Here is a 12,924-nt window from a genome sequence, read left to right on the forward strand (position 1 = left end):
CTACCAAAATCTTACGAGGGGAGAAAATACGATGCTAAAAAGAAGTACAATTATGGGGATTCTTTTAGGAAGCATGGTACCTGTTGGTTTCGCCGTAACGCAAGTTTCAGCAAGCGATACAGTGGGCTATCAATCGCATGCGACTATTGAGTTAGTTGGAAGTACTGATGAAACACGACCTGTTAATCCAATTAATCCGACGGATCCGGTAAAACCAGTTAGACCTGTTAATCCGGGGACGCCAGGTCCGTTATCGATTGATTACGTTTCGAACTTACAATTCAGTCAACAAAAAATTTCTGGTAAAGATAGTGTTTATTATGCACAACTTGACCAGTTAGCTGATAAGAACGGTAAAGTCGGAGATTATCCAAACTATGTTCAGATAACGGATAACCGTGGGTCAAATGCAGGGTGGAAATTAACCGTTGCACAGACCAATCCATTTATGAATGGTAAAAATAAATTAGATGGAACGGTTATCACGTTGATGAATGGTGTTGTTAATGGTAGTAACCTGCATAGACCGACGGATAGTCAAGCAGCAATTAAGCCAGATGGTAAGGCAGTTACTGTGATGACAGCTAAGTTGGACAATGGTATGGGGACCTGGACGGATCGTTTTGGTAAAGATAATACAGCTGCTCAACAAAGTATTTCATTGTTTGTTCCAGCTGAGTCGAAAAAAGTAGCAGGGGCTTATAAGTCTGAACTAACATGGACTTTGACAGATGCTAAACTATAAAAAAAGAGATTAGGGGAAATATATATTATGAAAAAAACAAATAAATTATTATTCGCTGCATTACTTGGATTAGGTATTACAGGAACAGCTGTTACAACAGCTAACGCATCAGAAACAAAAGATTATGTATCACATGGTAACGTTGAATTGACTAAAAATGACGGAACAACAGACCCTGGTATTACTGATCCAACAGATCCAGGACATACTATCGATCCAACAGACCCAGTGAACCCAGGTACTGGTGGCCCATTAGCAATTGACTACGTTTCTAACTTTAACTTTGGTACACAAAAAGTAACAGGTAATGATACAACATATAACTCGGAATTAGTTGCAGCAACAACAGATAACCCAACAGCTGGAACTAAAAAAGACCTTGCAAACTTCTTACAAGTTTCAGATAACCGTGGTACAGTATCTGGCTGGAAACTTTCAGTTCAACAATCAAAAGCATTTACAAGTGAAACAACAAAATCAGTATTAGATGGCACAACAATTACGTTATCTAACCCTGAAGCAAATAATGCTGATAAAAATGGTACAAAACCAGCACCATCAATTTTAACAGATAACCTTGCAATTTCTTCTGCATCAGGTGATAAAGTTGTTATGCAAGCTAAAGATGGCGAAGGTTCTGGTACTTGGGTTGAAGCATTCGGTAATGCAACTAAAGACGCTGATAAAGCTAAAGCTTCTGTTAAATTAGCTATCCCTGGTGATAGCAAAAAAGTCGCAGAAAAATACACATCAGATTTAACATGGACACTTACAGACGCTAACTTATAAGAATTAATTCTATCAATAAAAAAAGGTTATTAATTAAAAGGGGAAATTAAAATGAAAACAACTAAAATCGTAACAAGCGCAATTATTTTATCAACATTAGGTTTAACTGCAGCACCAGCTGTACATGCCGCAGACCATACAGAAAATTACACATCATTAGGTAAGATTGGTTTTACAGAAAATGATGATAAAACACCACCCGTTAACCCAGTTGATCCAGATAAACCCGTTGATCCATTAGAACCAACTGTTCCTCCTGTTAGTCCTGGTACTGATGGACCATTATCAATTGATTACGTTTCTAACTTTGATTTTGGTGAAAACAAAATTTCTGGGGACGATACAACTTACTACGCTGCACCTGTCAAAGCAGTTAGTGGTGCTAAATATGCTACTTACTTACAAGTAACGGATAAACGTGGTACTAATGCTGGTTGGAAACTTTCAGTTAAACAAGAAAAACAATTTAATGATGGCTCAGCAGATTTAGATGGTGCAGTATTAAAAATGGGATCACAAAAATTAAATTCTAAAAATATGGATAGTGTAACTAATGCAACAACCCCAGCTATAGCCGATGCTACAATTACAGCAACACCTGGTAGCGCTGTTGAAGTCTTGAATGCAGCTAAGGGTCAAGGTATGGGTACTTGGACAGATTCATTTGGTGTATATGATGCAGATGCTACAAAGGATACAGCAATGAAGGCTGTTTCATTAGCCGTACCTGGTAATTCAGCTAAAGAAGCTAAACCATATACCACTGATTTAACATGGACAATTACTGACGCAGGGATGTAAACCTGTATCAACTAGGTTATTAAAAAATAGAGGGAATCAATAAAAGGGGAAATTAAAATGAAAACAACAAAAATCGTTGCAAGTGCAATTGCGTTAACAACATTAGGTTTGACTGCAGCACCAGCTGTACATGCCGCAAATAATACACAAACATATAATGAAACAGGTAAAGTAGGTTTTGTCGCAGGAAGCACAAGCCCAACAAATCCCACAGATCCAATCGATCCAACAAATCCAATTACACCAGATCCAGATCCAGATCCAATCAAACCTGGTACAGATGGACCTTTATCGATTGATTACATCTCTAATCTTGATTTTGGTGCTGATCATAAGATTTCTGGTTCTACAGAAACTTACTATGCACAACCAATTTCAGCTACAGATAGTAAAGGTGATAAGGTTAAACGTGCTAATTACTTACAAGTAACTGATAACCGTGGTACAAATGGTGGTTGGAAACTTTCAGTAAATCAAGATGCCCAATTTAATGATGGGACTTCTGAGTTGGCTGGTGCGCAATTAAAAATGACCGGTCAAACATTTAATTCTTCAAATATTGGTGACACGACAACAATCCCAACTGCTTTAAATAGTGGTGTTATTACACCAACTGTTGGAAAAGATGTTGAAGTTGTAAGTGCTGCTAAGGGTCAAGGTATGGGTACTTGGACTGATTCATTTGGCACATATGTCGATGGAACAGATACAGATGCTTCAATGAAAGCAATCTCATTAGAAGTACCTGGTAAAACAGCTAAATCAATTGGAACAAGTTACAAAACTAACTTAACATGGACATTAACAGACGCAGGTCTATAAAAAGATTAGAAGTAAGTTAAACCAAAGGGGAAATTAATTATGAAAAAAGCAGCAATTGCAACATCAGCACTTTTAGCAGTTACGTTATTTTCAACATTAGCACCTGCAGCACATGCTGCCGATATTACAAAAGGCACAACAGGTGATGTTAACTTCGTAGCTAATCCAGCTACTGGGGCAGGCGAACTTAAGCTAATCAGTGCACCGAGTGTTGATTTTGGGGATCAAGAAATTAGTGGATCAACAAAAACTTATGAACAAACGTCTTTTGGCGCTAAACCAGAGGATGCTAATATCCAAGTTGATGATAACCGTGGCTCAAATGTCGGTTGGAATTTAACAGTTGCAAATACACAATTTGCCACGGCAACGGGTACGGCACTTGATGGTGCTAAGTTAACCTTAACAAATGGTTCAATTATTAATGGTAATGGGGCAAAGTTTGTGGCTAATCCTGCAGCAACTATGCTTTTAGATGGTTCATCTAAAGCTGTTCCAGCAGTAGATGCAGCTAAAGATAAAGGTATGGGGCCTAACACATTACCTGTTACTAAAGCAACTTTAGAAGTACCTGGTGCAACAAGTAAATTAAATGAAAAATATACATCAACAATTACATGGACATTAAAAGACGCAGCATTATAAAATGCAGAAAGGGATAGGTTAAAACAATGAGCTTGAAAAAAAATATACGACTAGCAGTAGCCATTGTCCCCCTCCTTGCATTTTCGATGATGGTAAATTCAGTAGCCGATGCAGCAGTTGCAACTGATGGAAAAACTGCGATATCATCAGCTAACTTAACATTACTTGAAAAGTCTGGTCCTGTTGATCCGTTAGATCCATCAAAACCAGTGCACCCACTCAATCAAGTTACGCCAACAACTGGAGACTTAAGAATAGATTATATTTCTAGTTTTCATTTTGGGGCACAGGATATCTCGGGGAGTAATAAAACCTACTATGCAACTTTTGATAAAGTAGCTGACATGACTAACCGTCGTGACTCAAGTGGAGTGTGGGACACACAAAACCTAACAGATAAAGATTATTATAATGTACCTAATTACGCCCAGGTCACAAATAATACAACGGGTAATTGGTCATTAGGTGTTAGTAACACTGTTTTTAAAAGTCCTAGCGGGAACGTGCTTAAAGGTGCTGTACTAAATATTAAGAATATCGAAGCACATAGTGAAAATCCAGGTTTAGGGCTAAGCGGGGACTTACCAGGTAACGTTAAACTTACAGGAACTGGTGGTACTCCTGTTTCGGTTGTTAGTACGACAGATGGTAATAGTGATAATCCGTTCGGTACTTGGACACTTGCTATGGGTACTGATAAAGCGGGAACTAACTCTACAGGAAACGATGCAGTGTCGTTATTTGTTCCTGGTACCACTGTGAAAACAAAAGAAGCTTATACATCAACGTTGAAATGGACATTGATAGCGGCTCCATAAAGCTAATTTGAAAAGAAAGAGGATTTTTACATTGAATAAAAAATTTTTTGGAATCATAATGGCGTTTGTGGCAGGATTGGTTTTATTTAGTGGACAAGTTCAAAAAGCGAACGCTGCTGAAATGAACTTTGCCGTTACTGCAAATCTTCCAAGTAATCAAGTTGATAAGCGCCAAACCTATTTTAATTTAAAAATGAAGCCTAATCAGAAACAAGATGTTACTGTCACATTGAAAAATTCGACTAATAAAGCAGTTGTCGTAATGGCTGAGGCAAATACAGCTGTAACCAACGATAACGGTGTGGTTGAATATAGTCATGTGAAACCAAAACTTGATAAAACAATGGTAAATCCTCTATCTTCAATTGTTAAGTCGGATAAAGAAGTGACAATTCCAGCCAAGAAAAGTGTTGTGCATACGTTCCATATCACAATGCCCGCTAAGAAATTTAATGGCGAAATCGATGGTGGATTATACTTCTATGAAAAGATCGACAAAGATAGTGAAAAAAAATCAAAGAGTAACGTTCAAATTAAAAACCGTTATGCATTTGTGATTGGGACAACGTTAACTGAAACAGATGATGTTGTTAAACCTGATATGAAATTACTTAAAATTGAACCAGGTTCAGTTAATTTCCGTAATACATTGAAGGTAAATTTACAAAACCCAACAACAACACCTATTCGTAATTTAAAGGTAGCCGGAAAAGTCTATTCAAGAAATGGGGATGAAGCCTTACATGCTTCAACCACTTCGAATATGACAATGGCTCCCAATACGAATTTTAATTATGGTATTTTTTGGGACAACCAACCCTTTAAACCTGGTAAGTACCGTCTAGAAATGACGGCAACTTCTGGTGTGAATAAGTGGAAATGGACTGAAAACTTCACAATTGATGGCGCAACGGCAGATAAATTGAACGAAAAGGCAGTTGACTTAGAAAAAGATTATACAATGTGGTATATTCTTGCAGGAATCTTCTTACTTCTACTTGTATTATTGATTATTTGGTTCTTAGTTCGTCGTAATAAAAAAGATAAAGAAGAAGCTGTCGCAGAAGCAAAACGACAAATTTTATCAGAATTACAAACTGGTGAAAAAGAAGATAAGTAGTCGAAATGGGTGAGGTATGGTTATGGGGAAAAAAATAACGAGTACTTTAGTAATTGGTCTTTTGGGGTTATCTTTTAGTTTAGGTGCATTCGGTAATACCGCAGAAGCGGCTAGTTATACAAGTGAAATGGGAATTGAATTTGTAGGTAAAATGCCAACAACTTCTCAGGTGACACCAGATCCAGACGGGAGAACACCTGTCTCAAAGAATGTTGCATCGAATCAAAACAGATTACCTCAAACCGGTGAAATAAAAGGATCAGGATTATCAATGATAGGATTTATTCTTTTATCAACCGCAGGATTAATTGGATGGGTTAAATATAACGATTCAAAGCAATCAAAATAAAGAATAGTTAAAATTAAAGTAGGCTACCTTCGTATTTATATGAAGATAGCTTATTTTTTTTGCTTATTATCTAAGTCCAATTTAGTTAAAATTAAAAATATACTAGTGGTTAAATTTGCAAAAGAAAGCGTTAACATGATAAGCTGTGTTTAAGGTATTAATAAAAAAATAAATATAAATATAAGGAGGTATTAGTAATGCTCTAACTAATTTTTTTATGGAGGGCCTGTATCAAATAATTGTTTATAAACCAAAATAGAGGAGATGAATAAAATGAACAAAGTAGAAATGAGTCAGACAAAGAAGAATGTGATTAAAACGGTAGCGGTGGTTGGATTATTGAATTCAGTAATGATTTTAGGGGTAGCTAATAATTCCGTAGATGCTAGTAACCATGAAAAGCAGGTGGCGACAGCTAAAGTAGGTACGAAAGAATTAGGTGTTATTACAAGAGGCTCAATGAAAGTATCTGGAACGGGTGCAAGTGGTCTACACTTACAAGGTAATAATACAGTGACAACAGGTACATTAGATTTTGATTATGAAGGAAAGTCGATTATTTCGGCAGGAATTAATGAATCGACAGACTATGTCTTGTCAGTTCCTTCAGAGTTAGTTCCACTTTTTAACCATGATTCGTTCAATAATTATATAACAGGAAATTTCCAATTTAATAACGGAAGTAAATATACGTATAATAAAAATGATATCCGAGTTGAGGATAATGGTAAAACATTACGAATCAAAAATCCATCTCATTCTTGGATTGCATTTGCCGACTTCAAAGTTCATTTATCTCTTGATATTGGGCAAATGGTAACAGATACAGGTATCAGAGTAGCGGACGCAGAAAATAACTCAAGTTATATATTTAATAGTGGTTTAGTAAAAAATGGTGCGCCAATTGATTGGGACGTGTTGGGTTCATATAATGCTTCTGACACGTTGCCAACATATCACCTAGACCCGGGTTGGGCACTTTTGAAAGAAATTCCAACCGTTGAAACAATTTTTGATACAGATACAACGGTATCAGGTCGTGGTGTTCCAGGTGCTAAAATTGAAGTTAAAGTTGGCGATAAAGTTATAGGGACAGGTATCGTTGATGAAAATGGACTTTACGAAGTTACTATTCCTAAACAACATGAAGATACAACAGTTAGTGTTCGTCAGAATACAGGTGTTGGTTGGAGTGATGTGAAAACTACGGTAGTTAAGCATAAAGATGTTACGATTGCTAAACCAACTGTTGATTCTTATTATCAAAGTGATAAATATTTAACAGGTACTGGAGAAACAGCTGGAAATACAATTATTATTGCTGATGCAAGCGGTAATGAAATTGCTAGAACAGTCGTACAGTCAGATCTTAGTTTCTCTGTACAAATTCCAGAACAAGGAGCCTATACACTTCTTTATATAACTGAAACAAATGGGACAGAAATAAGTCTTGCAACGGTAGTTCCAGTTCGTGAAGGGTAACCAAAATAAACTGTAAATTGGCAAAAGTAATTCATCATTTTTTTTGATGAATTACTTTTGTATTAAAACAAAATCGATAAAGCGGTTACTTCATAAATTAGATAAATATTTTTTAATTAAAAAAATATGTTTACATTTAAATAGATTATAGGTAAACTGGCTATGTCGCAGTAACCAGATAATAAGTTTGCGATTAGGTTACAGCTAAGTTAACGAATAAATCTATTAGGAGGGACTAGGGGGTCACAACTAATCAGCTAGACTAATGAGTTAAATATAGTAATGTTAGGTATAAATAGGCAGCAACTATAGGGGGAGGACTAAACAATGAAAGGGCATAACAGTAATAAAAAAGAACGAATCTCAGCAACGTTAATGACGGGAATTATCTTAGCAGGAGTGATGACAGGTAGCATTGTTAACGTGGTTAACAATGAGGGCCCAGGAACTTCTGTCCAAGCTAAAGAGCTAGATGAAACCGTTAAACCTCAAACAGCATCTTCTGAAAAAACAACCGAAAAAAGTACATCGATAAAAGCAACAAAAGAAGAAATAACAAGCGAAGTAGCAACTAAAGAAGAAGTAACGAAAGCACCAACAAAAAAAGTAGCAACGACTAAAAAAAGTGAGACAGCAGTACCAGCTGCTGGTTATGTTGGTCCATCACAAGGGGCCATTAATACTCAGTGGAGTACTACCGATGTGGCATCAAATTCTAAAAATGAGTATGTGTCACTTACAGGAGGCGGGAAGTTAGTAAATGGTGTTCCAACAAACAACGCGGGAAAAGCAGATGATACAGCGACTCCTGTTTTATATTTTGGTAATGCAGCATTTAATTTCCAACCAAGTGCGCTGACAAATAACGATTCTTACAGTGAACAGGGTAATGCATCTAGTTGGGCATTTACGAAGGTTGGTGCCAGTGGAAGAAATCCTAATCCAAGAAAGTCTTATGGAATTATCATTAATAATGCTATTCCAAAAGATCGTGGATATGGGTATGCAGCAGAAAGTAACACGACGCCTAATACAATTGAAAGTGCTGTAAAACTTGGACCAATTACAGATTACCATCTTTATAAAAATAATGATGGTACTGGATTCAAAGCTACAATGTACGATGTAACATATAAGGTGAGCTATACATTTGAAGAAATGTATGATGCAGCAGGTGGTATATATAGTTATTTCAGTATCACAAATAATGATACTGCAACTCGAGCTATTGGTGCAGCTCAGGGGGTCGATACTTTGGTTGATAAGGATGACGTCCCTGTAAAAAGTTTGGGACCTAACAATGGATTTAAAATGGTAAGTGATAAACATACCTTGAATTACAGATTGAAGGATCCCGGTAATAATACTAGCTTGGGTGGTTGGACTAATTATTCAGCTGGGAAAGCTACCGGTACTGGTATATTAGATATATCAAATATAAGTAGTTATTTCAAAGGTGGAGCTGTAGGAACTGGAATGGAGACATCAGTGCTTGATAAAATTATAGCTATCAACGACATTAGTCAGCCAGATACTCCGTTTAAGGGAGATAGTGCTTTTGTAATAAAAGCTAATCCTAAAACGTTAGCCCCAGGAGAAACATTAACGACAGGTTCTTACTTAACTTATAAAGAAACGACACCAAGTATTCCACCTGTTGCAACTGTAACACCATCAACAATTAATGCTTATGCGGATCAAACAGATTCATTTAAAATTGTAGGTAAAGTTTCAGATGAAGATAGTACAAAGGGATACATTCAAATTAAGTATCCAGATGGGTCAATATCATCGCCAGCAGAGAATACTTATGAAACAACAAAAGATGGTGTCGATTATTCTGCAAAGATTGACCCTACAAAATTAAAAGTAGGTGCAAATAAAGTTATAGTAACTGCGATTGATGCTGGAGGTACCGAACAATTAAAACCAGTTACCGTAACTGTCAACTTATTCAAGTTGGGTGCAACTGCTATTCCACAAAAAATTGATGTTGGCGGAACCGTTACAATAGATGAAACAAAATTAATCAAAGATTTAACAATTATGAATACTAATAAACATACATTAGAAATTGATCCTACAAATCCATCAAATAAACCACTTGATAACACAAAAGTTGGTTTCTATATACAAGATATGATTTTGACGGATACGGATGTGACACCTAATGAAACTGCTAAAGTTGCCGTTCCTGTCAATGTAATAGATGGTGATACCGTCGTTGATGGTGATTCTGTAGTTTACGCTAAGGATTTTAGTACGGACAGTAAATCTATCTCGGGATTAACAGAGACTAAATTAAATGAGTTCATATTAACAGAGAGTTCGGCTAAAGGTTGGATACTATCAACTGGTGCTGATTCTAAAGTTACAGTTAAATCAACGACACTTACACCAACTTCTAGTGCTGGTGACTATGAAGCAGTTATTGTAAATGCTCAGGGTGTTGAAAAAACGATTAAGATCACAGTTGCAGGTGGTGGTTTAGCAATTACTGCAGCCTCTGATGAAATGACTTTTGGTTCAAAAGATGGGGTAATGTTGCCTTACAGTGGAGAAAATTTCAATCTTCAACGTACTGCTGAAAATACTGTATCAATTTCTAATCTAGGCAAAACAGCTTGGACATTGAAGGCTAGCGTTTCAAAACCTTTAACAGATGGATCTAACACATTGAAAGGTGTTTTGAAATATATAGATGCAACTGGAACTGCACAAGATTTAGATACTGGTAGTACAGAGGTTGGTTCAGGTCAGACAGAAGAAACTAAAGATGTCACTTGGGCAGCCGATAAAGGTGTTGTTGCTGAACTTAATGGAAGCAACATGTCACTTAAAGCAGGTAAGTATGCAGGGGAAATAACATGGACACTAACGGATGCGCCTTAATCCTAATCCTTGCTTAATTAACGTTAATCATTAGCATTTTGCTAATATTATAAAAACATCAAAATCTGACGAGGGGAGTAGATACGATGATAAAAAGAAAGTTAATTTTGGGAGTTCTTTTAGGTAGTATGGTACCGGCTGGTTTTACCGTAACGCAAGCTTTGGCAAGCGAAACAGTGAATTATCAGTCGCATGCAACTATTGAATTCGTGAAAAATACTGACGGTACACCGCCAGTTGATCCAACAAATCCAACTGATCCGTTAAAACCGGTTAAACCAGTTAATCCTGGAACAGATGGACCATTATCAATTGATTACGTTTCGAACTTACAATTTAGTCAACAACAAATTTCTGGTAAAGACAGTGTTTATTATGCACAACTTGACCAGTTAGTTGATAAAAACGGTAAGGTTGGGGAATATCCAAACTATGTTCAAGTAACGGATAATCGTGGTTCAAACGCAGGCTGGAAACTAACTGTTGCACAGACCAATCCATTTATGAATGGTAAAAATAAATTAGATGGAACGATTATTACGTTAATGAATGGAACAACTAACGGAAGTAGTAATATGAGTCAGCCGACAGCTAGTCAAGCAGCCATCAATCCAGATGGCAAAGCAGTTACTGTGATGACAGCCAAGGTCGACAAAGGTATGGGAACATGGACAGACCGTTTTGGTAAAGATAATACAGCTGCCAAACAAAGTGTGTCATTACTTGTTCCAGCTGAATCAAACAAAGTAGCAGGGGCTTATAAGTCTGAATTAACATGGACTTTGACAGATGCTAACTTATAAAAAAGGTTATATAAAGGGGAAATAAATGATGAAAAATTCAAGTAAATTATTATTAAGTACATTATTAGGCGTAGGTGTGACAGGTGCCATTATGACAACTGCTCATGCATCTGAAACACAAACATATACATCACACGGTAAAATTGAATTGACTAAAAATGATGGTACAACAGATCCTGGTATTACGGATCCAACAGATCCTGGACATACTATTGATCCAACAGATCCTACAAACCCAACAGATCCAGGTACTGGTGGCCCATTATCAATCGATTATGTTTCTAACTTTAACTTTGGTGCTCAAAAGATGTCAGGTAACAACGAAACATATGACTCTCAATTAGTGACAGTTAAAGATGCATCCGGAGCTGATAAAGATCTTGCAAACTTCCTACAAGTTTCAGATAACCGTGGAACAGTAGCAGGTTGGAAACTTACTGTTCAACAAGCAAAAGCATTTACAAGTGAAACAACAAAATCAGAATTAGATGGGACAACAATTACGTTATCTAATCCTGAAGCAACTAATGCTGATAATAACGCATCAAAACCAAAACCAACATTAACAAATAGCGTTGACATTTCAGCTACATCAGGGGACAAAGTTGTTATGCAAGCAAAAGATGGCGCAGGTTCTGGTACATGGTCTGAATCCTTTGGTAACGCAACAACAGATGCTGCTAAAGCCAAAGCTTCTGTTAAATTAGCTATCCCTGGTGATAGTAAAAAAGTTGCAGAAAAATACACATCAGATATTACATGGACACTTACAGACGCTAACTTATAAAATCTAAATTAGTCAATAAAAAATAAAAATGGTTATTAATTAAAAGGGGAAATAAATTATGAAAACAACTAAAATCGTTACAAGCGCAATTATTTTATCAACATTAGGTTTAGCTGCAGCACCTGCAGTACATGCTGCAGATTATACATCAACAGGTAAGGTTGGATTTATGGAAAATACAGATCCAACAACACCCGTTGATCCAACGGATCCAACAGGCCCAGTAGGCCCAACGGATCCAACAGACCCAGATAATCCTCAACCAGGAACACCTGGCCCATTATCAATTGATTACGTTTCTAACTTTGATTTTGGTTCAAAAAATAAGGTTTCTGGAGACGATACAACTTACTACGCTGCACCTGTTAAATTAGCTGATAAAGATGGTAAAGAAGTTACAAGAGCTAACTACCTACAAGTAACAGATAAACGTGGATCAAATAAAGGCTGGAAATTGTCAGTTAAACAAGTAAAACAATTTAACGATAGTAAGACTGATTTAGATGGCGCACAGCTAAGTATGGGAACACAAACTTTAAATTCTAAAAATATTGGCGGAACAACAGATCCAGCTATAGCTAAAGCTACAATTACAACATCAATTGGTGCTGACGTTGCTGTCTTAGATGCTGGTAAGGATCAAGGTATGGGGACTTGGACAGATTCATTTGGTGTCTACGATGCTGATGCTACAAAAGATACAGCAAGTAAAGCTGTCTCATTGAAAGTACCTGGTAATTCAGCTAAAACGGTCGGTTCATCATATACAACAGATTTAACATGGACATTAACAGACGCTGGTTTATAAAATTAAGTCATATCACTTTCTAATAGGCTACAAAAAAATAGGGAATTAAAAAAAGGGGAAATT

Annotated in this window: 13 protein-coding genes; all 13 read left to right on the forward strand. The window is 36.7% G+C overall.

All coding sequences use genetic code 11. From position 1 onward, the window contains the following. Window positions 1-31: 31 nt before the first annotated feature. The 13 genes from AC1RPT_RS04795 to AC1RPT_RS04855 all read left to right on the forward strand — a co-directional run bounded on the left by AC1RPT_RS04795 (window position 32) and on the right by AC1RPT_RS04855 (window position 12,861). Complete coding sequence (locus tag AC1RPT_RS04795) at window positions 32-745, forward strand: WxL domain-containing protein (RefSeq protein ID WP_481761469.1); 714 nt, start codon at window positions 32-34, stop codon at window positions 743-745. 27 nt (window positions 746-772) lie between these two features. Continuing rightward, window positions 773-1,534 (forward strand): WxL domain-containing protein, encoded by a 762-nt coding sequence (locus tag AC1RPT_RS04800; protein WP_481761468.1) that lies wholly within the window; start codon window positions 773-775, stop codon window positions 1,532-1,534. 51 nt (window positions 1,535-1,585) lie between these two features. After that, on the forward strand, window positions 1,586-2,335 hold the full coding sequence (locus AC1RPT_RS04805) for a WxL domain-containing protein (RefSeq protein ID WP_481761467.1): 750 nt from the start codon (window positions 1,586-1,588) through the stop codon (window positions 2,333-2,335). A gap of 57 nt (window positions 2,336-2,392) precedes the next feature. Further along, window positions 2,393-3,157, forward strand: a complete 765-nt coding sequence (locus AC1RPT_RS04810; protein WP_481761466.1) for a WxL domain-containing protein — start codon at window positions 2,393-2,395, stop codon at window positions 3,155-3,157. A gap of 39 nt (window positions 3,158-3,196) precedes the next feature. Then, window positions 3,197-3,802 (forward strand): WxL domain-containing protein, encoded by a 606-nt coding sequence (locus AC1RPT_RS04815; RefSeq protein ID WP_481761465.1) that lies wholly within the window; start codon window positions 3,197-3,199, stop codon window positions 3,800-3,802. Between the two features lie 26 nt (window positions 3,803-3,828). After that, entirely contained in the window at window positions 3,829-4,620 is a 792-nt protein-coding gene (locus AC1RPT_RS04820) for a WxL domain-containing protein (RefSeq protein ID WP_481761464.1), read from the forward strand. A gap of 31 nt (window positions 4,621-4,651) precedes the next feature. Beyond that, window positions 4,652-5,740, forward strand: coding sequence for a WxLIP family cell surface protein (locus AC1RPT_RS04825; protein ID WP_481761463.1), 1,089 nt, complete (start codon window positions 4,652-4,654; stop codon window positions 5,738-5,740). 22 nt (window positions 5,741-5,762) lie between these two features. Beyond that, window positions 5,763-6,089: an LPXTG cell wall anchor domain-containing protein gene (locus AC1RPT_RS04830; protein WP_481761462.1), complete on the forward strand. Its 327-nt coding sequence runs from the start codon at window positions 5,763-5,765 to the stop codon at window positions 6,087-6,089. A 273-nt stretch (window positions 6,090-6,362) separates the two neighbouring features. Further along, a complete protein-coding gene (locus AC1RPT_RS04835) occupies window positions 6,363-7,571 on the forward strand; it encodes an Ig-like domain-containing protein (RefSeq protein WP_481761461.1) in 1,209 nt (402 codons plus the stop codon). A 327-nt stretch (window positions 7,572-7,898) separates the two neighbouring features. Continuing rightward, window positions 7,899-10,463, forward strand: coding sequence for a hypothetical protein (locus tag AC1RPT_RS04840; protein ID WP_481761460.1), 2,565 nt, complete (start codon window positions 7,899-7,901; stop codon window positions 10,461-10,463). An 86-nt stretch (window positions 10,464-10,549) separates the two neighbouring features. Continuing rightward, entirely contained in the window at window positions 10,550-11,266 is a 717-nt protein-coding gene (locus AC1RPT_RS04845) for a WxL domain-containing protein (RefSeq protein ID WP_481761459.1), read from the forward strand. Between the two features lie 25 nt (window positions 11,267-11,291). Then, window positions 11,292-12,053 (forward strand): WxL domain-containing protein, encoded by a 762-nt coding sequence (locus AC1RPT_RS04850; protein ID WP_481761458.1) that lies wholly within the window; start codon window positions 11,292-11,294, stop codon window positions 12,051-12,053. A 58-nt stretch (window positions 12,054-12,111) separates the two neighbouring features. Beyond that, window positions 12,112-12,861: a WxL domain-containing protein gene (locus AC1RPT_RS04855; RefSeq protein WP_481761457.1), complete on the forward strand. Its 750-nt coding sequence runs from the start codon at window positions 12,112-12,114 to the stop codon at window positions 12,859-12,861. The last annotated feature ends 63 nt before the right edge of the window (window positions 12,862-12,924 follow it).

It is taken from the genome of Dellaglioa sp. CoH-56-MRSF-11, from assembly GCF_056782135.1.